The 25,235-nt window shown below is 37.0% G+C and carries 21 protein-coding genes and 1 tRNA gene; 2 read left to right on the forward strand and 20 right to left on the reverse strand.

From position 1 onward, the window contains the following. Positions 1-10: 10 nt before the first annotated feature. The 14 genes from wecB to AC2JF9_RS02860 form a co-directional block, all read right to left on the reverse strand. Entirely contained in the window at positions 11-1,153 is a 1,143-nt protein-coding gene (gene wecB, locus AC2JF9_RS02795) for a non-hydrolyzing UDP-N-acetylglucosamine 2-epimerase (protein ID WP_500725274.1), read from the reverse strand. A gap of 384 nt (positions 1,154-1,537) precedes the next feature. Beyond that, positions 1,538-1,610 (reverse strand) — tRNA-Arg (locus AC2JF9_RS02800). Between the two features lie 53 nt (positions 1,611-1,663). Beyond that, positions 1,664-2,992 carry a PTS sugar transporter subunit IIC gene (locus AC2JF9_RS02805; RefSeq protein WP_500725276.1) on the reverse strand — a complete coding sequence of 443 codons (1,329 nt, stop codon included), beginning with the start codon at positions 2,990-2,992 and terminating at the stop codon, positions 1,664-1,666. Further along, a complete protein-coding gene (locus AC2JF9_RS02810; RefSeq protein ID WP_500725392.1) occupies positions 2,989-4,227 on the reverse strand; it encodes a DEAD/DEAH box helicase in 1,239 nt (412 codons plus the stop codon). Before AC2JF9_RS02810 ends, AC2JF9_RS02805 begins: the two co-directional genes overlap by 4 nt. Beyond that, the gene (locus tag AC2JF9_RS02815) at positions 4,224-4,931 is read right to left on the reverse strand and encodes a GH25 family lysozyme (protein ID WP_500725278.1); all 708 of its coding nucleotides are present in this window, start codon (positions 4,929-4,931) and stop codon (positions 4,224-4,226) included. The genes AC2JF9_RS02810 and AC2JF9_RS02815 overlap by 4 nt, the downstream gene beginning before the upstream one ends. A gap of 132 nt (positions 4,932-5,063) precedes the next feature. Beyond that, positions 5,064-6,065 carry a D-2-hydroxyacid dehydrogenase gene (locus tag AC2JF9_RS02820; protein ID WP_500725280.1) on the reverse strand — a complete coding sequence of 334 codons (1,002 nt, stop codon included), beginning with the start codon at positions 6,063-6,065 and terminating at the stop codon, positions 5,064-5,066. Positions 6,066-6,245: 180 nt separating this feature from the next. Next, a complete protein-coding gene (locus AC2JF9_RS02825) occupies positions 6,246-7,430 on the reverse strand; it encodes a metal-dependent hydrolase family protein (RefSeq protein ID WP_500725281.1) in 1,185 nt (394 codons plus the stop codon). 355 nt (positions 7,431-7,785) lie between these two features. Next, positions 7,786-8,271: a prolyl-tRNA synthetase associated domain-containing protein gene (locus AC2JF9_RS02830; RefSeq protein ID WP_500725283.1), complete on the reverse strand. Its 486-nt coding sequence runs from the start codon at positions 8,269-8,271 to the stop codon at positions 7,786-7,788. Further along, complete coding sequence (locus AC2JF9_RS02835; RefSeq protein WP_500725285.1) at positions 8,264-9,472, reverse strand: MFS transporter; 1,209 nt, start codon at positions 9,470-9,472, stop codon at positions 8,264-8,266. Before AC2JF9_RS02835 ends, AC2JF9_RS02830 begins: the two co-directional genes overlap by 8 nt. Before the next feature lie 196 nt (positions 9,473-9,668). Beyond that, a complete protein-coding gene (locus tag AC2JF9_RS02840) occupies positions 9,669-10,556 on the reverse strand; it encodes a restriction endonuclease (RefSeq protein ID WP_500725286.1) in 888 nt (295 codons plus the stop codon). 21 nt (positions 10,557-10,577) lie between these two features. Beyond that, positions 10,578-11,120, reverse strand: a complete 543-nt coding sequence (locus tag AC2JF9_RS02845) for a DUF7010 family protein (protein ID WP_500725288.1) — start codon at positions 11,118-11,120, stop codon at positions 10,578-10,580. A 158-nt stretch (positions 11,121-11,278) separates the two neighbouring features. Beyond that, positions 11,279-14,287, reverse strand: coding sequence for a type I restriction endonuclease subunit R, EcoR124 family (locus tag AC2JF9_RS02850; protein ID WP_500725290.1), 3,009 nt, complete (start codon positions 14,285-14,287; stop codon positions 11,279-11,281). 17 nt (positions 14,288-14,304) lie between these two features. After that, positions 14,305-15,507 (reverse strand): restriction endonuclease subunit S, encoded by a 1,203-nt coding sequence (locus AC2JF9_RS02855; protein ID WP_500725291.1) that lies wholly within the window; start codon positions 15,505-15,507, stop codon positions 14,305-14,307. Between the two features lie 20 nt (positions 15,508-15,527). Beyond that, a complete protein-coding gene (locus AC2JF9_RS02860) occupies positions 15,528-17,105 on the reverse strand; it encodes a type I restriction-modification system subunit M (RefSeq protein ID WP_500725293.1) in 1,578 nt (525 codons plus the stop codon). 378 nt (positions 17,106-17,483) lie between these two features. On the opposite strand from AC2JF9_RS02860, the gene AC2JF9_RS02865 reads away from it, so the two are divergent. Next, entirely contained in the window at positions 17,484-17,918 is a 435-nt protein-coding gene (locus tag AC2JF9_RS02865) for a LytTR family DNA-binding domain-containing protein (protein ID WP_500725295.1), read from the forward strand. Further along, positions 17,915-18,397, forward strand: a complete 483-nt coding sequence (locus tag AC2JF9_RS02870) for a DUF3021 domain-containing protein (protein WP_500725297.1) — start codon at positions 17,915-17,917, stop codon at positions 18,395-18,397. Before AC2JF9_RS02865 ends, AC2JF9_RS02870 begins: the two co-directional genes overlap by 4 nt. Positions 18,398-18,692: 295 nt before the next feature. Here the strand turns inward: AC2JF9_RS02870 and AC2JF9_RS02875 are convergent, their stop codons facing one another. The 6 genes from AC2JF9_RS02875 to AC2JF9_RS02900 form a co-directional block, all read right to left on the reverse strand. Then, a complete protein-coding gene (locus tag AC2JF9_RS02875; protein WP_500725298.1) occupies positions 18,693-19,139 on the reverse strand; it encodes a DNA-3-methyladenine glycosylase I in 447 nt (148 codons plus the stop codon). Positions 19,140-19,417: 278 nt separating this feature from the next. After that, positions 19,418-21,415 (reverse strand): transketolase, encoded by a 1,998-nt coding sequence (tkt, locus tag AC2JF9_RS02880; RefSeq protein WP_500725299.1) that lies wholly within the window; start codon positions 21,413-21,415, stop codon positions 19,418-19,420. Continuing rightward, positions 21,415-21,846: a PTS mannitol transporter subunit IIA gene (locus AC2JF9_RS02885; protein WP_500725301.1), complete on the reverse strand. Its 432-nt coding sequence runs from the start codon at positions 21,844-21,846 to the stop codon at positions 21,415-21,417. Before AC2JF9_RS02885 ends, tkt begins: the two co-directional genes overlap by 1 nt. After that, on the reverse strand, positions 21,836-23,266 hold the full coding sequence (locus AC2JF9_RS02890) for a PTS mannitol transporter subunit IIBC (protein WP_500725303.1): 1,431 nt from the start codon (positions 23,264-23,266) through the stop codon (positions 21,836-21,838). Before AC2JF9_RS02890 ends, AC2JF9_RS02885 begins: the two co-directional genes overlap by 11 nt. Positions 23,267-23,276: 10 nt before the next feature. Further along, the gene (locus tag AC2JF9_RS02895; RefSeq protein WP_500725305.1) at positions 23,277-24,053 is read right to left on the reverse strand and encodes an SDR family NAD(P)-dependent oxidoreductase; all 777 of its coding nucleotides are present in this window, start codon (positions 24,051-24,053) and stop codon (positions 23,277-23,279) included. 112 nt (positions 24,054-24,165) lie between these two features. Continuing rightward, the gene (locus tag AC2JF9_RS02900) at positions 24,166-24,918 is read right to left on the reverse strand and encodes a GntR family transcriptional regulator (RefSeq protein WP_500725307.1); all 753 of its coding nucleotides are present in this window, start codon (positions 24,916-24,918) and stop codon (positions 24,166-24,168) included. Positions 24,919-25,235 lie beyond the last annotated feature (317 nt).

Consider the following 25,235-nt stretch of genomic DNA (forward strand, 5'->3'; position numbering starts at 1 on the left):
TCAGGTTTTTTTATTCAAAATCTGTTGGGCGCTTACCCTTTTTATCTGAAAAATAATAAGCAATGCTATCCATAATACGCTCCGAAGCATGACCGTCACCATATGGATTTTTAGCACTAGCCATTTGCTCATAAACTGCTTTATTTTCTAACAATTCCAACATGGCTGAGCGAACTTCATCAACTTGGGTTCCAACTAACTTAAGCGTGCCAGCTGCAACACCTTCGGGACGCTCTGTTGTGTCACGTAAAACCAAAACTGGTTTATTAAGCGCTGGTGCTTCTTCTTGAACACCACCAGAGTCAGTCATGATGAAGTAGCTGCGTTTAGCCAAGTTGTGAAAGTCAACCACATCAAGCGGTGCAATCAAATGAATTCGGGGATCATTACCCAGAACTTCATTTGCAACGGTTTGCACCTTGGGTGACATATGCACGGGATAAATAATTTCCACGTCATCATGACTATCAACAACTTCCTTCATTACCTTGAATACACGGCGCATCGGTTCACCCTGATTTTCACGCCGATGCATTGTTACCAAGATCACTTTATTTCCTGGTTCAATTAAATCAAGCACTTCGTGATGATAATCAGCTTGAACCGTTTGCTGCAAGGCATCAATTGCAGTATTACCAGTAATAAAGATATTTTCTGCACTATGATTTTCTTTTAACAAGTTCGCTTTGCTCAACTTGGTAGGAGCAAAATAGAGATCAGCTAAATCATCAGTCATCTGCCGATTCATTTCTTCGGGAAAAGGCGAATACTTATTCCAAGTGCGCAAACCAGCCTCCACGTGACCTATTGGGCATTGCTGATAGTAACTAGCTAAACTAGTGGCAAAACTGGTTGTCGTATCACCATGAACTAAAACAATATCAGGCTTTTCTTTCTGGATAACTTCTGCCATGTCAATCATCACTTTGGAAGTAATACTCTCAAGTGATTGATTTTTTCTCATGATATTAAAATCATAGTCAGGCGTTATCTTAAAAATTTTGAGCACCTGATCCAGCATCTCTCGATGCTGGGCAGTAACAACCGTAACCTCATCGAAACGCTCATCGGTCTGCAACTTTAGCACTAACGGTGCCATTTTGATTGCTTCTGGGCGCGTGCCAAAAACCATCATTACTTTTACTTTTGTCATAACTGCCTCCATTTCTATATAATATTAATTTCGTAAGAAAAACTCAAGCTATTATGTTTTAATAATTAGTAAAAACAAGAAAATGGTGAAGAAATGGACCATAATTTTATCTTATTATTAATTGCCGCTCCGCTTATTGTTATAGCAAGCTTTTCTCTAGTTTTTTCCTTTGATCGTAAGCGCACTACTCAAAGCCGCAAGATCTTGCTTTTGCTAGCAATATTACTATTCATCATTATCGGAATTCTAACTGCTATATTAATGAAATGGCCAATGTAAAAGCGTCTATAGATAATTAGTTTTTTTGCTTAGCAATCATTTTTTATATTAATTCAAGCATAACTAAAAAGCCTAACCTTTTTAGAAATCGGTTAGGCTTTTTGATGACCCCGGTGAGATTCGAACTCACCTCTACGGTTTAGGAGACCATTGTTCTATCCAGATGAACTACAGGGTCACAGTAAATTAACTTTACCAAATTTAATGGCTAAAAGCCAATTTTTTTAGTAACTAAAACTGACGCATAAAATATGGATCCGAATTGTTTGAATCGGCAATTTTATCAGCTGCAAAAACAAATGGTGTCCAGATAGCTAAAGCAATTAACATATTAATAATGCTTAAAACAATCGCACGCCAATCATAATTGCAGGCTAAAAACGGTCCAATAATTGGCGGTACAATCCCCGGAACAGCCACTTGTACCGGATTTACTAGTCCCATTAAAGTAACCCAGTACGAAAAAGCTACGTTAACTAATGGCGCTAAAACAAAAGGAATAAAGTAAACTGGGTTAAGAACAACAGGAAGACCTAGAACAATAGGCTCATTAATGTTAAAAACTCCTGGTGCCAAAGCAACTTTGGCAATCGTTCGATAATCACTACGTTTTGAGAATAGTAATATCGCAACGATTAACATCAGCGTGCCACCTGCTCCGCCAAACCATGCAAAAGCATCAAAGGAGCCGCGAACCCAAATATATGAAGCTTCATGGCCGTTTCGGACATTAGTGACATTAACGTTTTGCGCAGTCAGCCAAATTGAATCAAGCAGCGGTGCCCAAACACCAAGTCCGTTGATACCAAAAAAACCAAAAATCTGAACCAGCAAGGTCACTAATAAAACCATGCCAAAACCCTGACCTAGTTTTACTAGCGGCGTTTGGATTGAGTTGAGTAACCAATTGCCAAAATAAGTCCCGGTAACTGTCTGAAAAATGAAATTGATTATTCCAACAACAAAAATTGCAATAATTGCTGGGATAAGCGAATCAAGCGCCATTTGCTCAGCATATGGCAAGGTTGCCGAAAGGTTAAATTTAATTCGCGCTTTCAAGCATAGTGCAAAAACCGAAACACCAATCGTCCCAAACAAAATTGCTGTAAAAATACCGGTAGTCGAAAATTGCGAAATATCAAATGCATGATGAATTGACACATTTTTGCCATTGATTTTAAGTTTTGTTAGATTGGCAATACTCATGGCAAAAGAAGATAAGGAAACAATTGACCCTGCAATCGGGTCAACTTCCATGCTTTTAGCCAAATGGTAGCCTAGCGACATAGACAAAAACAGGGCAAATAAGGCAAACGTTCCTCGCCAAACCACATTGCTGACTAAGGTCAGAGGCTGCATTATCCAGGCAAAGGTTTGCCAGCCCAAATTGATTCGGGCTGCTTCAATCAAACTCTTGATTAAAACCGCAATAGAACCAGCAATCGTAATCGGCATTACCGAGACAAATGCATCTCGCAATGCCACTAACCAGCTGGTCTGGGCTAATTTGTTGGCTAAAGGTAAGATATAGTCTTCTAGCCAAGCCACTAATCGACTCATTTTTGCTCCTTTTTCTTTAGATAGTGTGGATGGTAGCCTTTGTTTTTATTTTGGTGTTTTTTATGCTTTTTCTTTTTTACTGGCACGGGATTGGTATTCTTTTTTTCAGAATTATCTTCAACTGTTTTCTTTTGTGGTAGCTCAGTTGTTAAATGGTAGCCGGCAAAATAGGCTCGCTCAATACTAACCGTCTCACCCAATAACTTTTTCAAGTCGCGCAAGTCGTGATCATCACCTAAAGTAACTACGTATCCTTTAGCCCCCATACGGCCAGTTCGCCCCGCGCGATGCAAATATGTATTAGTCTCACTTGGAATATCGTAATTGACTACATAAGTAACACCTGGAATATCAAGACCGCGAGCAGCTAAGTCAGTAGCAACCAACAGTCGAGTGTAACCAACTTTAAAGTCACGCAAAGCAGCCTCACGCTTTTGCTTACCAAATTCGTTTGCTAATAGTCCGAACTTAGTTTTAGTGTGGGCAAGAATACCCGCAAAACGCATCATAGTCTGATTAGAGTCAAAAAACAGAATTCCTTTAAAACGATCAAGTCGCATCAAACGCTGCAAAAAGTCAATTTTATGAGCATTATCAATCTGCAAAAAGTAATTTTTCACAGTAGTTTCTTGCTCAGAACGAACATCAATTAGCATGAACTCACGGGCAAAGATATCTGCGGCATTTTGGGTAATCTCAGACTCAGTGGCACCAAATAATAAAATTTGTGAATCAGGAAGCATATTCTGACCAAGTGAACTAAGCAGTTCCATTTTATTGAACTCAAGAATATCATCGGCTTCATCAATAACCAGAGTCTTAATTTGATTAACCTTAATTCGATTACTAGAGAAAAAGTCGAAAAATCTTCCTGGCGTTGCAACCACAACTTCAGGATGTTTTTTCTTCAAATTATCTTCTTGGCGCTTACGATTGCCCGCACCAACTAGAGTAATACCAGTCAGACCCAGTGCATGAATAAAAGGATTGATGGCATGCCGGATTTGCACTGCAAGTTCCGTAGTTGGTGCAAAAATTACTAAGCTATTTGGCTGTCCCACTGTTAACCGTTCAAGCGCGGGCAGCGCATACGCTAAAGTCTTTCCCGTACCGGTTTTAGCTAAAGCAATACAACTAGCACCATTACGAATTGGATCACTTGCTTTTGCTTGAATTAGAGTCGGCTTAGTTAGTCCTAATTTAGTTAAAACTGTTTGAATTTCTGTTTTCATTATTGTGTTAGCTGTCCATATTTCTGTTTATACTGCGATACGGTACCGTTATATGCTAGCATCGTAACACCATCTTCCAACCCCTTGACAGATTTTACCCGGCCATCATTCGTATAACGCCAAAATGAATATTGCATTCTATTAGGGGCTCGCCTGCAGCTAGTCATAAAGAGTACGTTAGGCGGAAAGTGCTTTTTATATTTAACTTCTATTTCCACCATAACCAACTTGTTTTGACTCTGCAGCATACGCGCAAATTCAGCCATCTGCTTAATATAACGTAAACTACGATCATCAACGGCCGGTTCGATTAGAATCGGTAAGGAGCCTGTATTAAAACCTACTTTTTTCATAAAATATTGATAATGCTCTAACGGGGTTGATTCATTACTATAAGCAATACTCGTACCAAAAGCTAATTTAGTGCCCAAAATTTGATCCCGGTATGACAAGTAGTCATCATCAAAATATGACCGCCCTTGCGTGCTTTTTAAATAAACAAATGAGACACCATTTGACTGCAATTCATGTAAATCAATATAACCAAAATTCTGGTTGAGTTCCACCCCAATTGCGCTTGAATTAGAATCAGGTGGGAGTGTTGTTTGGCTACGTAAGTTGTATACTCCGGCAATGAGTATTCCAACCGCAACCATTAACAGTATAATAATTGCAGGCAGTGTGTACTTGTGATGAAATCTCTTCATCTTTTTCCTCCGCCTTTTTATATACTAGTCTATTATACCAACATCAGCTTATAATTGATAAAAGTTAAATTTAAATAATTTGCAAAAAAGATGACTAGCTAATTTAGCTAGTCGTCTTTTTTATCAACTCAATTAACCTTCTACAGGGTAAACTGGCTTTTCTCCAGCTAAAACCCTTTTGGCATCGGTCATACTCTGCTTAATCATATTCTTGACCGAAGTCTTAGTATAGTAAGCAGAGTGCGGGGTAAAGATTACATTAGGCATGGCAGCAAGCTCGCGATAATTTTCAGGTAATTCAGAAATATCCTTGAATTTCTTCATGACAATTGCCTCTTCACCAGTCATAACGTCAAGGGAAGCACCCGCAATTTCTTGTTTTTTCAATGCATCAATCAAGTCTTCAGTATTAACAAGTGGACCTCGCGCAGCATTAATTAAATAAGCGGTGTTTTTCATTTGTTTGAACTGCTTGGCACTAATCATATTTTCAAGTTCAGGGCTTAACGGTGTATGCAAAGTCAGAATATCGGCTTCTTCAATTACCGTATCGAAATCAGTATATTCAAGAAAAACTTCGTTAGCGGGATTTTCAACCACATCGTAACCAATTACCCGTGCACCTATGGCATGGAAAAGTTCAGCAACTGCACCACCAATCCGGCCAACGCCAAGAACACCGACAGTTTGGTTGTAAATTTCATCGCTCATCAGGTTTTCTTCACGAACGAAGTTCAAGTCCTCTTTTTCATTTTTAAAAATCGGCCCCCATTTACGTAACAAGTACATTGCCGAAGTCAAAGTGTTTTCGGCAATGGCACGTGGTGAATATGCCGGCGTATTGGTTACCAACATGTTATATTTTTTTACATAGTCAAAGTTAATAATATTGAAACCAACCGAACGTAAAGCAATATGTTTAATTCCAAATGAAGCTAATTTTTGATAAACTACTTCATCGTCGATGTCAAAAATCTGCAAGACACTAACCACATCAAAGCCTTTAGCCTGATCGACAGTGTCGGCTTCAAGCTCATCGTCAGTAGTTACCAAGTCATCTTCGGGATGATCTTCATTCCATTTATCAACATAGATCTTTTGCTCCGGGGTCATGTTGTATAGTAATGCTCTCATTAAATAAATCCTCCTTTTTTGGATTAAACTGTATACTTAATATTCTACCTAAAATTAGGTAAAGATTAAAGATTTATTTGAAGGATGTTTTAAACTTGACTGACTTATACTTTTCAATACTGCATTACTATTTTTTAACTAAAAAAGCCATCTTTACGATAGCTTCTTTGGACTGTCTTTTTAATATGCCCGATGCCCCTTCTTATAAACGGCCTTGTCCTTTTGAACCACTGCAGTAATTTTTTCTAGAGGATTTTCATCAAGCACTAAAAAGTCAGCGTATTTACCTTCTGTAAGAGTGCCATACTCATTGTCAATTTTCATTAATTTAGCTGAATTCACACTGGTTTGCAACGCTTCAAAGTTAGTAAAGCCTTGTTCGACCAGTAATGGTAGTTCTTCCGGCGTCATTTTGAAGTCGTTAAACGGAGTACCAGCATCCGTGCCTAAAGTAATCGGAACTCCCGCATTTTTAGCGGCGGTAATATTACCGCGCAAATCTTTCCAAGCAGCAGCGATTTTGTTCATTTCCCAATCAGGAATTTTACCCGGAGCGTATTCAATAAATGCCCAAGCACCAACAATCGTAGGTGTCAAATAGGTGCCTTTTTCTAGCATCAGCTTAATTTCTTCATCATTAACGTAAAAGCCATGCTCAATACTATCGACGCCAGCTTTAATAGCATTTAAAATTCCCGGGTTACCTTCGGCGTGTGCAGCAACAATAAAACCTTTGTGATGAGCTTCCTCTACAGCTACCCGAATTTCGTCTTCACTAAGTTGCGGATCATCCATGAAGTCATTTTCGGTCATTACGCCTCCAGTAGCCATGACTTTGATTGCTTTAGCACCGCGCTTAATTCCCTGACGTACCAACTTGCGCATCTCATCTGGTGAATCAACCAAATGTCCAAAATTGGGCATGTCGCCATGTCCCCCAGTCATCGAGTACGGTCGACCAGATGGCATAATTTCGGGAACTTTAGTGATTTTTCCCTGTTGAATCAACTTACTCAAATCGATATCAATATCATAGGTACTGCCACATTCGCGAATATAAGTAACACCTGATTTTAGCAAGTCATGCAAGTTACTCAGTGCTTGCACTACGGCTGCAACCTCGCCAGTATCAGTACCGCCATCTGGTGTCAGCGGATCCATGATAATGTGAGTATGACAGTTAATCAGACCAGGGATCACGTACTTACTTTCAAGATTCACCGTTTTATCAGCTTGAGGAATTTGCCCATTGCCTATTTTAGTGATTTTCCCACTATTATCGTCCACTAGCAAAAAAGTATCCGGTTTAATTTCTTCATCTGCACCATTAAATAAATTGACATTTGTAAAAACCGTCTGTGTCATTAGAATACCTCCAAAAATAAAAAAGCACTCATCCCTTATACAAGGACGAGTGCTTCGTGTTACCACCTTAAATTTATTTATTACTCACGTAATAAAACTCATTAGCTATCTAACAATAGCTTGCAATGCTATCGGATGCAATTCCGCCACTGGCTCAGTTAGTTCGCCAATAGTCATCAATTAGAAGCCCATGTTCATTACTGTTTGCCTACTAGCTTTCACCGTTTTGCCAGCTCTCTTTATTGACAACTACAATAACTACTCTGCTTTTCAAGATGAAACTATTTAATTAATCTTTAATTTATCACCAAGATTTAAGGTTGTCAATAAGAAAATGGAGCATTCATTTGAGTTTTTACATTTTAGTAATGTAAACCGGATTACCGTGTTCCTTAATCAAAGCAATTAAATCTTCACTTTTAAGCCAAACTGTTGCGGTATTTTCATTTGGATGCACTGCAATTAAAGGCTGAGCAATAAAATACGAATCTAAGTAAAGTGGAATTTGCTTACTTTGGTCATTTAATAGTCCTAACGGTGTTACCGCTCCCGGCTCTAGTTGCAGCATAGTCATCAAGTCAGTCGGGGTTGCAAATGTTAGTCTTCGAGTACCGTTTTCTTGACGAAACTTTTTTAGATTGACTTTTTTATCACCCTTAACAGTCAGTAAATAATATTGCTTTTTCTTATCATCACAAATAAACAAATTTTTTGCATCGGCTTCGGGATGTGGCAAATGAAGTTCGGCTAAATCTAGCATGTTATAGATAGCTGGATGATCAACTTTTTCATAATCGATTTGATGTTGGTCAAGGTAACGTAATGTTTCAGTTTTATTCATGATTAGAACTCTTTTTGGTTCGTAAAATTAGGATATAGGCAATTCCGATCATCATGACTGTAACTATTGTCGTCGATGTCAACATACTAATTGTTCCAAATTTTTGTACGATTGCACCAATAATCGGATTGATTATCATCGTGACTAAGCTAGTTGCAAATGATAAGCCAGAAATAAATGTTGCACGCGATTTATCACTAACCCATAAATTCAGCATTTGCATGACCACCGGATCTAAAATATCTAAGGTAATGTACAGTAACCCGGCACCCAGTAAAAAGAAATACTTGTTGCTTTGTAATTGCAGGCCGGTTGAAACTAACAATAAGCCCGCAATCAGAATTGTTAACGTCGAAAACTTTAACTTAATTAAGCGATAAGCCTGTGTGGCCACAAGCCCGCCTGCAAAACTATAAATCATAAAAACACCGCCATTTGTCGAAGCATCAAAGCCTAGCTGTGAAAGATAGTTGGGCAGTAACATGAAAATCGCATTGACTACAGCCGTAATGATAATCATAAAAATAAACAAAAATAGAATATTTGAAGAATGAGCCATATCCTTGAAAACTGACAAAATACTTTTCAACATACTTGAATATGATTCTTTTTCTTCATGATTAGCTATTTCAACATTTTTCTGTTCTTTAGTTGTAGCAATAATGAATACTGCACCAAGTAAAAATAATGATTGAAAAAGGTATGGCAATTTTGTGCTAGCAGTGAATAAGTAGCCCCCGACAGCCGTGGCTATGCCTAGAATAATTGAACTAATCAGCTGCATATTCCCGCGAATTTTACCATAACTATTTTCTTCGCCATCGTTGCGGATACCTTCATAAAATAAAGCATCATCAGCACCACTAGTTAAAGCATTGCCCACTCCTTCCAGTCCAAAGGAAAGTACCAATACTGGAAAAACTAGACTCCTAGGCAGAAAGAGAGTGGAAATTGTAATCAACGGTGTTAGCACTGATAGCAGTAGTCCGGAAAGCACCACCTTTTTATTTTGAAATAGGTCACCTAAGATTCCGCTAGGAATTTCTGAGAAAAACTGTGCGAACATATAAATTGATTCTAATAGTGAGAATTGAACTAAATTTAGTTTTAAAACCTGAACAACAAATAACACGCTAATTATTCGAGAAAAGCGTGTATTTTTGAAGGCTGTATAAAGATAATATTTAATTGTATTGGTCATTTTTAAAGTCCGGTAGTTATTAGATAGTTAATGGATAACATTTCAATAAATGGTACATTGGTTTTGTATTAAAATTTTGGTTAACAAGATTGAGGCATGCTGTAAAATGGATATCAACTCAAAAAACGGTCGTTTTTTTCATCTTTAACTACAAAATAATACATCCACTAATTTATTTCAGATTGCGCATTAGTAGTTAGTCTTTTTTAGTGTAAAAGTCCTTTAAACGATATGTGGTCACAGGTTCAACGTAATAATTATACTTAGCAACTAAATCACAGATTTCATCGCCATTGATCAAGGTGATGATTCTTGTTCCCTGACGAGCAGTCCTCACAGCATCACGCGTAAAGTCAGAATTAGTAATAAAAATGCCAAATTCCGCATTATATTTATCCATGGCTCCTCTAAATTTATCAATTTCAGGAGAAGAAACTTTGCCTTGCCAACGCTTTGCTTGTAGAGCAACTCTAGTTGTACGGTAATCATTTGAACGAACATAACCAAAACCGTCTAAGCCACCATCAGCTACGTACCTAACACCAATTTTGTCGTCGACGTCAATACCCATTTTGGTTAAAAGACCCCGACAAAACAGTTCAAACTTCTTGGGATTCATTTTCATTAAGGCATCGAGCAAGTCTTCTCTCCACTGGTCCTCTTCTGTTTCTTCATCAGTTGAAATATTACTTGCAGCAACTTCATCTAAACTTTTTGCCTTTAATTCAGTTGAATTGTTGTCTTCCAAAAACGGACGAACATCTTTTTCTGCATCAAAAGTGTCAAGGTCAATCTTGCGCCCTTTTTCTGACAGTTCAAGTATTCTATTATCATCCGTATTAATAAAACCAACTAAAATCAAATATTTAACGGCAAAGTTTATTGTGTAATCAAAAGGATGATATTTTTCACCACTTTTTTTAGATACCCGTGTTTTATCAACTTCAGCTTCGGAAAAGACTTTAGAGCTATCACGAATTTCATTACGTATATCTTTTCTTGTCACTTGACCGCCAAGTTTATGCATAGCAATTAAAACTTCTTTCATTGCTAAATTTTGATTTGTAATATTATTATTTGCCAAAATAAAAACCCCCACTTTTAACTATCTTTTGTTTTTTAGTTTTTTGTTTTCCCATACTAAAGCCAAGCAAAATAATATTTCTAATACGATCATTGCTTCTGCTAAAGTTGACGGATTAAAATTGAGTCCAACTATTAAAGCTAAGAAGGGAATTACACATGAAAAAATAAAATAAGCTTGAGATCGATATAGCCAACCATAAGGCAATAGATGTGCACCAAAAATAATGGTGATAACCATTAGCATTTTGTCAGGAATTGTTGGATAGATCCACATTGCAATTAAAAGGTAAAGCACCTGATTGACTGAAAAGATAATTCCTAACTCAGTTAATGGATTTGCTTTATTTTGAAAATCCACTTTAATTAGTTTTGAAATTATAAAGGAAGTTGGCAGCAAAAAAGCTGCACAAACAAACGTGAATAAGTTTTTAGTCAAAATCGGCCACGTTGTTAGGTGAACACAGGTGATTGCCATCCAGATTAAAACAGAAGCTAAAATAATATGAAGACCCTTTTTTTGCTTGATTGCACAATCTAGTTGTAATTGGTTGATCTTTTGCATGTAAATACTCCCAAAACCGTACTTTTAATTCACAACCGTATCTAAATATAAATTATATATTAGAAATTACATGCATTCAATAAGGGCCATAAACTGCAAATTGATAAAAAAAGCTCATACTATTTTTACCAGTATGGGCTACTTCACTTGTTAACTATTTAGTTTTCGTTTTCTAAAGGCTTAATCTTGGTGGTGTAGACGGCCTTCACCTGTTCACGAACCTCGGATTTCCATTTCAACCAGTTAGTTAAATCGCTATTAGGATGTTCTTCTTTATATTGGTCAAAAAACTTCTTACTCGTTAAATCGCCCATCCCCTTCGTATTTTTAACATCAGGATCATAGTTCTTAACGACATATTGGAGATTACTATAATTTAAGCCATAGTTTTTCGCAAATCCTTGCAAAATTTTCTGGCTTTCTTGATCAATTTCCTCCTGCAAGATTTCTTCAACTTTTTGAGCAGAAAATTTTTGAGACTCACGTTGAACGTCATTCCAAAGACTCCGAATATGATCGGCGCGCGGTTTATTAGTCTTAGCATATTGATCAATATAATCGTCGACTTGCGCTTGATTACCTGAGTCTTGCGGTAAAGCCTGCCGCTCCACTTCATTATTAGCATCAGAAATATAGCTTTTGATCAAACCCATAATGTAACCTTCATCTACTTCTTTGGTATGGAAAGATTCCAGCTCATAGTCTTCGTCAACCCCGATATCAATTGGTTCACCGCTATCAGCATTGTCAGACTTGAGTTCATCAATAATGTTATTGTAAATGCCCTCAAGTCGATCAAGAATTGCAGAAGGAATATCATTAATATCTACCTGTTCAGTCGACGGAAGATCTTCTTGCTTGTCTAGTTCATCATAGGTTTTAATGGCTGCAAGCGACTTATCATATTCTTGAAAGGCTTTGAGAAACTCCTTTTTTTCTTTTTCCGGTACATTTGCAAGCTGTTCTAGTGCTTCCGGATTTTGCACATACTGATCAAGCTTTTTCCGAGCACTTTGATAACGTTTTTTAGAAGTTGTCCAATCTGGCGCTAAAACATCATTCGTGCCACCCTTGGCATACAGCGTCAGTGCAGTATCAATAGCGTCACTATACTGATCAGGATATTGGAAAGTAACCACTTGCCCCCAAGTTTTACCCGCATCATAAATCCGGTTAGTTCTTGAAAAAGCTTGAATGAGATTTTGGGGATTCATCGGTGGCCGGTCAAGGTACAAGGTCGAAAGACGCGGTGCGTCAAAACCAGTTAACAGTCGGTCAACCACAATTACAATATCAAGTTGCTGATTGGGCTTTTGATATGCCTTATCTTTACAAGCTAAGCGATCGTTAACATTGTGGTTATAACCACCTAATTCAGACATAGAGAAACTAGTATGGAACATCTTATTGTAATCTCGCAATGATGCCTTCATCTCTTCTTGATTAGCAGCCGATTCAGCTTCATTTTGCGAAATTGAATAGGTAATAGCTATTCGTGGAAAATCAGGGGCTACTTTTTGAATCCGACGGGGAACTTCACCTTTATCAATAGTCTCGCTAAAAATGCGATAGTATTTTTGCGCTTGTTTGATTGACGAAGTAGAAAAAATCGCCGAATAGCGGTGACCGTTGCTAAGGCCCTGCTTACGATATGCCAAGTCCAAAACTCGTTTAACTACCGCCTTCATGTGAGCATCGGTCAAATAAATGTCGTCGTTATCACTTTGATTGCTATCGCCTTGATTGTCAATTTTAAACCCTAGAACCTTTTTATCATGAATCGCATCTTCAATGGTGTAAGTGTGTAAAACCGGACCGTATAATTGCTCCGTTGTTCTGGCCTCCTGGCCATTTTCTGTTCGAGCATTTTCGTCAAAAATAGGCGTGCCAGTGAAGCCATACCATAACGGTTGACGATTGAAAAATTTATCTAGTTCACGTTTTTGCGCTGGCGTAACAGCTCGATGGCACTCGTCAACAATAAAAGCTAACTGCAAATCTTTTAGTTTCGCATATTTTGTCGCAATCTCAGGTGAATTCTCCATCCGTTTAAAAATTGCGTGCATTTTTTGTCTAGTGGTCACAATCATACTGCGATTGCCATCACCCAGTTGCCTTGCCAGCTCAAAACTATTTGCTGTATCGTCGACATCAATCGTATCGTTGTTGGCATAGGTTTTGAAGGCAGTCGTAGTTTGCATGTCCAAGTCTTTACGATCAATTAAAAAAATTGTCTTATCGATGGCAGGAATTTGTAATAAATTACGCGCCACTTTATATGACGCTAAGGTTTTACCTGAACCAGTAGCATGCCAAACAAAGCCAGACTTACGGGATTTTGAAGCATTAAAAATTGCTTGAATGGCTTGAATTTGGTACGGTCTAAGCAAAATGATCTTTTGTGCTTTATCATCTAAAACCGTGTAATCAGCAATCAGATGATGTGCCATAGGAATTGATAAAACTACCTGTGCAAACTGAAGATAATCATCTACCGGTTTTTTATTAAGATCGATCCAAGTGGTCAAAAAATTGGCATTCAACTTCTGTCCCGCTGCAATATAGCGCGTCGTGGTGCCATTGGTCACAACAAGCATTTCAACAAAGTTATAAATATCGCCAAATTTATCTTCATCAATGTACTTTTGAATTTGTCTAAAGGCATCCATATAAGGAAAATTGGGTGTTTTTAATTCGATATGAATCAAAGGCAAACCATTGATAAGCAGAGTAACATCAAAGCGTCGATCCTGATCAAGAGCTGACATGCCAGAAGCATTGACTTCAACTTGGTGAACAACTTCGTATACGGATGAACCACCAGAAACGTTAGTATTGTCTAAAATTAATAAATCAGCGTCTGGCAAAGCCGAATTATCGCGCTTTAAATGGTGCCGCACTTGCCGATTGGCACCTGACAAAAATTTGGCAGCTTGATAAAAATTGGACTGCGTGATTTGTGTCCGAATGGTCTCTTTTTCATTAGTCGTCAAAGGAACATCATGAAGTTGATCACGATTATTATCTTCCAGAATTTTAAAAAAATTAGCCCACAATTGTGGAATCGTTCTTAAATCTTCCCGAAGGTGCCACTGATTCGTCCCTTGCGTCAGATGATCAATCAGTGCTTCTTCCATTTGGGATTCTTTTACCGAAGTCAATACCATGCCATTCTCCTTCCCAATTATTCAACAAACATATTTTGCAATAAGGACTTTTTAACCTGTTTTAAATTGTGCAATTTTTTATTTTCAAGTTCAATTAAGTGATCCACTTTTGCGAGAAGGTTGCCAATTTTTTGTTGTTCATCTTTTAGTGGAAATGTAATTAGTAACTTTTTTATCAATTTTGCAGATAGGTTACCTTGCCCCCCTTGCAAATATTTTGTAGTGATTTTTTCTTTGTTATATGAAAGCCAGTACATAAGAAACATTTTATTTATATATTGTTTAGGAAATATAGCTAATATTGCCTGATTCACTGCACCAGTAATTCTTGAAATCGCAACTTGTCCGCTTGTTGCCCCATATAATGCATATAGTATATTTCCTTTTTCAACAACAAAAGCAGATGAATATGAAACTGCTTCATCATTTATTTTTAAATCAACATTTGTCTTATTTATATCAGAAGATCTTATAAATGGGATATTCCCATCATAATATTTTCTATTATTCACACTTGGTGTTCCGCCAGACTTTGTTCTTGCTATTTCACCGATTGTGTCTTTTTTCCATTCCTCCGCAAAGCCTTTAAACCGCAATTCCGGTATTTTTTCGCCTTGCTTTGGAAATAGCTTTTGCAGCAGAGCTTTTTTCAGCAATTCCAGCTGATCGAGCTTTTGCTGCTGTAAATCAAGTAGTCGGTCTAACTTAGCAAAAAGAGCGCCAATTTTTTGTTGTTCAGGTCCACTTGGAAATATGAGTATAAGCTTTTTTATTAATTTAGCAGATAAGTTTCCTTGGCCACCTTGTAAATATTTTGCTATGATTTTTTGTTTATTTTTCGCAAGCCAATACATCAGAAAATATTTATCAATAAAAGGTTTTGGAAAAATAGCTAATACTGCTTGGTTGATTGCACCAGTGATTTTTGAAATAGCTACTTGACCACTTGTAGCTCCATATAAAGCGTATAAAATATTACCCTTTTTTACAATAAAAGTAGCTGAGCTATTTATAGCTTCATTGTTAATTTTCAATTCCGTGTTAGTCTTGTTGATATCAGAAGACCTAATAAATGGTATTTCTCCAATATAAAATTCTTTATTACTAACACTGGGAGTTCCACCAGATTTAGTAGAAGTTACATTATTTATTTGGTCTTTCTTCCACACATCCTCAAATCCTTTAAATCTGATATGTGGCATTAATTTACGTTCAGTCATTTATCTAACCTTACTAACTTCTACAAAATATCCTTCAACTGGTCAAGTACTTTTTGAGCCTCTTCATCCGTTCCAGTCAGCTCGTCCATCGCTTGCATAATTTCATCAGTTACTTGTGCTTCTTCATTTTTAATAGCTTGCATATCAGAAGCTACCTTTTGCACATCTACAGGAGGCTCTTCTTCAAATGTATCTACATAACGTGGAATATTTAAATTGAAGTCATTTTCTTTAATTTCGTCATAACTGGCTTTATGAGCATACTTTTCGACATCTGTCCGCTTGGCATATGTATCCAAGATTCGGTTAATATCTTCTTCACGTAACTTGTTTTGCGTTTTGACCTTTTCAAAGTCCTTAGAAGCGTCAATAAACAAGACGTCACGATCCTGCTTATCTTTCTTTAGCACAATAATCACCGTTGGAATACTGGTACTGTAGAACAGGTTTGCTGGCAGACCAATTACTGCATCAATAGAACCATTCTCAAGCAGCTTTTGCCTAATTTTACCTTCAGCAGCTCCCCGGAATAAAACTCCGTGTGGCAAAACGATTGACATTGCCCCACTGTGCTTTAAATGATAAAGTCCATGCAATAAGAAGGCATAATCGGCTTTCGATTTTGGCGGCAAAACGCCATAAGGAGAAAAGCGTGGATCATCCAAAAAGCCCTTGTTTGCAGACCACTTTAACGAATATGGTGGATTCATGACGACCGCATCGAAATTATTAACTTCTTCAGCCGGCCAATCTTCGTCTAATGTATCACCGTTACGAAGGTGACGATTAGCTTGGTCAATATTGTGCAGAATCATGTTCATTTTGGCCAAATTATAAGTTGAAGTATTAATTTCCTGACCATAATAGGTAATACGGTCATGGTTGGGAACATACTTTTTAAAGTTTAATAGTAAAGAGCCTGACCCCATTGCCGGATCGTAAACTGCCATGCCATTAGTGTAATCTTTACCGACTAATGTTAAACGTGTTAATAATTCAGAAACTTGTTGCGGCGTGTAAAATTCGCCCGCTTTTTTACCAGACTCTGAAGCAAACTGACTAATCAAATACTCGTAAGCATCGCCTAAGCTATCACCAGGAGTTTTTACTAATTCAATTTTGCCAATCGCTTGAATTACGTTCGCAACCGTGTCCGTTCTCTTCTGCGCCGTGCTTCCCAGGCTCTTAGAATACAGATCATAGTCGTCAAACAGGCCTTCAAAGTCTTGATCACTACTTTCAAGTTTATTAAAAGCATCCTGCATTTGCTTCACTTGGAAAGAATGATCATTTACTGCTTTTAAAATACTATTATATGTATATTCTGGCTCAATTACATAGCCCAAGGACATTTTTAGCTCATCAATCAGGTCCTGCTCATTAGCGTTTTCTTCATATACTTCCTGAGCTTGCTCAAGCGTTCCATCCGACTGATCAGTTAACAGCTCCAAAACATAATAAAGCATATGGTCAGAAAGATATTTATAGAAAACTGTTCCTAATAAATAATTTTTGTATTGATTAGCGTCCATCTTCGAGCGCAATGAGTCAGCAGCACTAAATAGCCCTTGCTGCAAGCTTGTAGTTGTATTTGACATCTTTCCTCCGCCTTTTGCCATGACCTTAACTTAATAACTTACACTTAGTAAAAGTTATGATATACAGTTTTTTTAAATGAACCGTAATTTTATGTAGATAACATATATAACCATCATTAATTGTACCATTCTTTAATTTACACAAATTAAAATTCTAAAAATTGCTTTTTTTGGTCCTACTCAAAATCCAAATAAGATTATTTTAAATAGTTAACTATACTCTCAAAAACCCGATTTATTCATTCAACTAGCCGATCAAAAATTTTTGCCGCAATTACATTCCTGAAAACCATTTATGACAATTTTTCGACCATTTCATGTAGAAAGAGAAAAAAATCTTGTTTATCATCTATACTAAAGTTCAAAGGAGGCAAAGAAATGAAAATTAATTGTCATGTGGATCCGAATTTGGAAGAGGAACACGGCGAGCTTTGGATTAAAAAAATGACACCCAAGATCAATGACTTTTTACAAGTAATGACCTCAAACGATGATGTTCTATGGTGTCATTATGAATCCCAAATTATTCCCGTCAAATATCAGGATATTTATTCATTAGAGGTGGCCAGCAGGGAAACGAACATTTTTACCGAAAACCAACTGTTTTCGTATAACGACCATTTGGCAAACATGAAGGCCAACTTACCCAGCTACTTCATTGAAGCTTCGCGTAGTGCAATTTTTAATTATAACTATATTGACCATTTGGAGCTACTTGACAACGGACTGATTGATGTCGTTTTGATTAATGATCATCGAATCCAAATTTCCAGACGTAATATCAAAAACCTGAAAGAGAGGCTTGGCATATGAAAAAAATCGTTAAATATTTATCTTACGCTTTTCGGTTCGCCGCAATTGGCGTTTTTATCGGCTTAGTAATTTCACTAATTAGCAACTATTTGGCAAGACCAGATTTATATTACTATCCCTTATATTATTATCCTTCAACGCCAACATTTGTTAAAAAATTTTTCAGTCCTCTAACCGCGTTTACAGTTTCAATTTTGCTTTGGGCTCTAATGGGAATGGTCTTCGGCTTTGGCAGCATGGTTTATGCCATCAGAAAATGGTCATACCTGAAGCAAACAATAACTAGTTTTATTATCTATTATGTCGGTTTCACTCCTTTGGCTATTCTTGCAGGTTGGTTTCCCTTAAGCTGGGTAAACATGATTATTTTCACAGCTGAGTTCATTGCAATCTTTTTGATAATTTGGACTTTTTATTACTGGAAGGCAGCTAGAGAAATCAGAGAAATTAATCAAAAAATCAAGAATAAAAAGAATTAAGAGGAAATAAAAAGTTGAGCACCCCCTTAACTAGGATGTTCAACTTTTTTTACGTCTAAATTACTCCCTTTCAAGAACCGCCAGCGATTGATTGTGCTTTTTACAAGAACAGAAATTTATGACAAAACATCCGTTTTTGCCCACGCACTTTTCTTTGTAGTTTATCGATTTTATATCTATATTTATTAAACTAAAAAGCAATAACTGGACTAAAACAATATACCTTGGATTACTAAAAAATGCCAAGCTACTGCATAACTCGGCATTTTTAATTTAAAACATTAATTAACTATATCTAATCCGCATTCCTAAAAGCACATGAAACTAAATGATCATTGACCATCCCAACCGATTGCATGAAGGTATAAACCGTGGTAGAGCCAACAAATTTAAAACCATGTTTCTTTAAGTCTTTACTTATTTTATCAGATAATTCTGTACTTGCTGGTACCTGTTCCGTACTTGTCCATGAATTAATAATTGGCTTTTGGTTTACAAATGACCAAAGATAGTTATCAAGGGAGCTAAATTTTTCACATATTTTAAAATATGCTTGTGCATTACTAATGGCAGCCTTGACTTTCAGCTTGTTCTTAATTACGCCATCGTTTTCTAACAATTCAGCGACTTTATTATCATCGTAAGTAACCATAATTTCTGGATTAAAATCATCAAAAGCTTCACAAAGTGTATCTCTTTTAGCTAAAATTGTTGACCAGCTAAGACGAGCTTGCTTACTCAACCGCAACACTTAATTTCATTTGTCATCTAAACTCTCTTCATTAAATAAACTCTTACGAATCAGTTTTTTTATTATCGGTAAGGCTTCCATATCCACTACGAATGTAAACAGCATAGCGAAATAAGTACAAAAATTGGACAAAAAAAGGAAACGCCGAAACGCTTCCTCTATTGATTTTTGAAAGCCAACACAATTTGACAAAGAACAGAAAGTAGTGTTTCTTTGCATTTTAGAGTGTGTCTCCAAGTAAACATCTATTGGAATTTATTTTAGGAGCATCAGTTTATTGACTCATAAACCGCAACGATATTTTCAATCGTAAAGCCAAATGACTCAACAACTAAGTTTCCCTTTCCGCTTTCTCCAAAGCGATCAATACCGATAATCACACCTTGTTCTCCCACATAGCGTTTCCAACCGAAGGATGCTCCCATTTCGATAGCTACCCGCTTGGACACGGCTTTTGGCAAAACGCTTTCGCGATAGACTTCTGACTGTTTTTCGAACAAATCAAAACTTGGTAAAGAAACCACTCGTACATCTTTCCCTTTGGCACGTAATTTTTCTTGCGCTACTTGAGCTAAATATACTTCAGATCCTGTTGCAATCAAGATACCATCTGGTTTCTCCCCTTTTTCTTGCGAAACCACATAGCCACCTTTTGCAACTCCCGAAGCAGCTTTTTCAGCTGTACCAGCTAGCACCGGAAGATTTTGGCGCGACAAGACTAAAACGGTAGGATGATCTTGAGCTTCCATTGCCAATTTCCAAGCTGCAACTACTTCATTTGCATCAGCAGGACGAAGTACAGAAAGGTTGGGTATTCCCCGCAAACTTGATAGTTGTTCGATAGGTTCATGCGTTGGACCATCTTCTCCTACTGCAACCGAATCATGGGTTAGCACAAAAGTAACTGGCAATTTTTGCAACGCTGCCAAACGAACAGCAGGTCTTAGGTAATCAACAAACACAAAGAATGTTGCGCCATAAACTCGGGTTCCGCCGTGTAAAGCAATTCCGTTCATTGCCGCCGCCATGCCAAACTCACGTACTCCAAACCAAATATTTCGTCCCTCATAATGACCAGGTTCAAAATCTTTTTCATTGGCAATCAACGTGTTGTTTGAACTAGAGAGATCAGCAGAACCACCCCAAAAGCCTGGATTGTTTTTCGCAAGCACTTGGATTATTTCCTTGCTTGTAACCCTACTTGCTTTATTATAATCCGAAGTATAAGTTGGCAAATCTTCGTTCCAATTAGCTGGTAATTTACCTGCAAATGCTGTTTCAAATTGCTTTGCTAAAGCTGGATAAGCAACTTGGTATTTGGCAAATAATTGTTGCCATTTTTCTTCCGCTAAAGCTCCTTTTTCACCAATAGTTTCCTTAAACAGTTGGGCTACTTCTTTTGGTACGGTAAATGGTGGATAATTCCAACCATACGCTGCTTTGGCTGCCATTACCCCTTCTTCGCCTAATGGAGCTCCGTGCACTTTATTTGTACCCGCATTAGGAGCACCAAAGCCAATCACCGTTTTAACTTCGATGATGGTTGGCTTTTCTGTTTCTCCTTTTGCTGCTTCAATCGCAGCATTAATGGCTTCTAAGTCATTACCATCCTTTACAAGAAGGTGTTGCCACCCACTTGCTTCAAACCGCCCTTTTGTGCTTTCTGTATTCGCTTTATTCAGTGGGCCATCAAGTGAAATATCGTTTGAATCGTATAACAGAATCAATTTGCCTAATTTTAAATGACCAGCTAAACTAATTGACTCTTGAGAGATTCCTTCCATTAAATCACCATCCCCGCATAACGCATAGGTATAATGATCAACGACTGGAAAACCAGGTTTATTATACATTGATGCCAAATGAGCTTCGGCCATTGCCATGCCTACACTCATGCCCACTCCTTGACCGAGTGGACCTGTTGTTGCTTCTACTCCATCGGTATGAAACACTTCTGGATGACCTGGCGTTTTAGATCCTAATTGTCGAAATTGCTTTAAATCGTCCAAACTGACCTGATAACCTGCTAAATGCAGCAAGCTATACAATAAAGCTGAACCATGTCCAGCGGATAAAATGAAGCGGTCTCGATCGGGCCAGCGTCGCGAAGTTGTAGGATTAATTTTCAAATGCCGCGTCCATAAGACATATGCCATGGGTGCAGCACCCATTGGCAAACCAGGGTGTCCAGAATTTGCTTTTTGAATCATGTCAATACTAAGTGTACGAATGGTATTAACCGCCAATTGATCTGTTTGATTAAACATTAACTAACCTCACCATTGTTAAAAATTTCTAAAAAAGATTGAATCGAAGTACAATTAACGAGTTTATTAACGTAGTTAATATCTGAAAGCTTAATAGCTAAATCTTGAAGGAGTTCCAAATGCTCATTATTCTTTGAAGCAATTCCGATAACTAAAAAGGCTTTATCATTTCCCCAATCTACGCCATAAGGAAACTGAGCTATAATTATTCCCGGCTTTTTAACATAAACTCTATCGTTGTCTAATCCATGAGGTATAGCTACTCCATTGCCAATAAAAGTTACATCAGTTTTCTCTTTGTTTAGCATTGAATCTATATACTCAGACTCAATTAGACCATTTGAAAGCATGCGCTCTCCAATTTTAATAATTGCCTCATTTTTGGATTTAGCCTTCTCATTAAGCAAAATTTGACTTTCATCAATTTTCACCAGATAACACTCCCTTTTTTAAGTCATCAACAATTTCATCATATGTTGGGTCATTTAAAAAGTCTTTAACTGTGTAAATAGCTGCATTAGGTGCTGCCTGTTGGGCCCTTTCAAGTAAATTCTCATGAGTAACAACAATTTGCGCGTCTTTGCTTAATCGATCCACTGCACAATTTGTAACATTAATATCAAACCCAGCTTCTTTGATTTTTTTCTTTAAAATACCACTTCCCATTGCACTAGAGCCGATACCAGCATCACAAGCAAATATAATTTCTTTAACATCAGAAGCATTAATTCTCTTAGAAGATTGGGAAACGCTCTTATCCGAACCACTGTCTTCTTGCTTCACTCCAAGCATATCTTGTATATCACCAGCCAGAGAAACATCACCTTCTTGATCCGAGTGATCCGCTTTTAATATAAAGAATGCAACTGTTAAACTTCCTAAGATTCCAGCTGCTAATCCTAAAAGAACAGATAAAGCTCCACCTTTAGGAAGCATAATTAGAAAAGAAATTATACTTCCAGGATGAGGATATCCGGCTAATCCTGATTTCAAAAGAACCCAAACTACAATTTGACATACACCACCAGCTATTACAGCCAAAAACATAAGCGGTTTCATAAGAACGTATGGGAAGTACACTTCATGTATTCCCCCAATAAATTCGATAATTAATGAAGAAGGAGCAGACTTTTTACTATTTCCTTTGCCAAATAAACTATATGCTAACAAAATTCCAGCGCCAGGAGCGGGACTTGAAACGAGCATATAAAAAAGTGTCTTTCCTCCGTGTTTCAAAATTTCAGCGGATCCTAATGGAACAAAAATTCCTTGATCTATAGCATTATTCAAGAAAAGCACCTTTGCTGGCTCAATAATTACTGCGAGTAAAGGATATAAATTAGCCTTAATTAGATAATTTACTCCAACCGTTGCAGCTTGCGTAGCAGAGGCTATAACTGGTTCTATTACGTAGAAAGAAATAACAGCTAACAATAATCCGACTATTCCAATTGAAAAATTGTTGACCAACATTTCAAAGCCTGTCATTACTTTACCATCAAGTAATTTATCTACTTTTTTCATAACCCAGCCGCCAAGAGGGCCTAAAATCATTGCTGCTAAAAACATCGGAATCTTGGACCCAAAAATAGCTCCTGCAGCGGTTACTACGCCAGCTACAGCCCCTCTTTGGCCATAAACCATTTTTCCACCCGTGTAAGCGATTAGCGTTGGTAGCAAGTATTGTAGCATTGGCGAAATTAATGTTGCTAGTTGCTTATTAGGAAACCATCCAGAATCCAAAAACATAGCAGTAATTAGTCCCCAAGCTATAAATGCTCCAATATTTGGAATAACCATTCCAGCCAAGAAACCGCCAAATTTTTGTATTTTTAATTTAAAATCATCCATTTTTTCTCTCCTAAAACATAATGTCTCCGCCGTTTAAGTTTATAGTTTGTCCGGTAATATAACTTGAATCATCGCTTAAAAGAAACTTTGTTAATTTAGCAACATCTTCTTCAGTTCCCAAACGTCTTAAAGGAATTTTTTCTTTGAAATAATCCATAACATGATCTGGGTCAAGATTCCTCTTTTTCGCATAATCAAACTTTTGTTTTTCCCACATATGTGTATAGACTACTCCAGGGGCTATGCTATTTACTCTAATACCATCAGGTCCAAATTCTTTTGCTAACGACTGTGTCAAACCAATAACCCCAAATTTACTAGAACAATAAGCAGCATATTGCGTTGTTCCAACTTTTCCCGATTGCGAGGACATATTAACAATACTTCCGCTTCGCTGCTTCAACATTATCGGAATAACTCCCTGACACATCAAAAACTGTCCTTTTAAGTTAACATCAAGCGTATTGTCCCATAAAGTTTCTGAATGCTGTAAAAATGGGGTGATAGTTGAAATACCAGCACAATTAATTAAATAATCAATAGTACCAAATTTATTCACAACCGAATCAACCATTTTGTCTATATCATTCTTAACTCTTACATCAATCTCGAAAGAAATAGAAGTGCCTCCTGCTTCAGAAATCAGCTTTTCCGTTTCTGAAACACTTTTCTCATTTGCATCTGTACATGCGACATAGGCTCCTTCCTTAGCTAGTTCCAAACTAATTTCTCTTCCGATACCGCTACCAGCACCAGTTACAATAGCAACCTTTTTGCTAAAATTCATAGCTTTCCTCCTAATCTCTTATTAAGACATCATTACATCTCAACATCATTATATCGTTGTTTTTTTAAAACTCAAGAAAAAAAAGACAATCTTTTAAGAGATTGTCTTTTTCTCATCCACGATATGTTAGTCTAAAAGTATATAAACTAATGTCTCCTCTATCACGAGAAACCGAATATTCAATTGGTGATTCCTTTACATCTAAAGTCCTGGTCTTTACCATCTGTATTGGAGAATTCTTTTTAATATTTAATAGTTTAGCTTCCTCAGCTGTAGCTAAACTAGCATGTAACTCTTTTTCTGCAAAACCGATATTAATTTTATATTCTTTAACCATTGTTTCAAACAATGATCTTTCATTAAAGTTATACTTATCTATATTTGGTGTTAATTTTTGAGGTACATAAGTGGTTACATATATTGCAGGGGTATTATCTAGATATCTAAGTCTACGTAATTTATAGAAAATTTTATATTTCTTATTAAATACTTCAAACAATTTGTCCTTTTCAGAAATTTCTATAGTATTAATACTTAGTTGCTCGGTGGCGCATGACCCACCATTCATTTCAACCTCTTCACGAAAGCTTCTTAATCGTTCAAAATTCCACGTATTTTTAAAATCATTTTTTTTAATAAATGTACCTATACCTCTACGCTTCTCCAATATATTTTCAGAAACAAGGTTTTCTATTGCTTGTCTAATAGTGGTGCGACTTAGTCCTGTATACTCAATCCACTCTTTTTCAGAAGGAAAAGGATTGTCATCTGTGAACCTACTCGCCTTTATTTCTTCTATCATAAATTGTTGTAACTGATAGTATAAAGGAACTGGACTATTTATATCAGCTTGAAATTTCTTCACTTGCAAGTTAACCCTCCTTTTTACTAATAGTGATATCATAACAAAATTACACCATAAAAAAAAGAAAATAGAATAGTACATTTCTAATAGCATCAAATATTGTTGTCTCTTATAGAAAGAAATTAAGCTAGACAACTTTTAAAAAAATTGTCTCTCTTCTCATGAAATTAACTCCATTAGGTAATCCGGACGTATGGAGTCAGCAATACGTTTTACAAGTTATGAAGACTATTTTTTCGAGAAGGTGGTTTCTCGTCATATATATCTAATCAAACTTTAGCAATCATAAATTTAGTATATGTATATAAAAAATTATT

This window comes from Lactobacillus sp. C449L, from assembly GCF_059900815.1.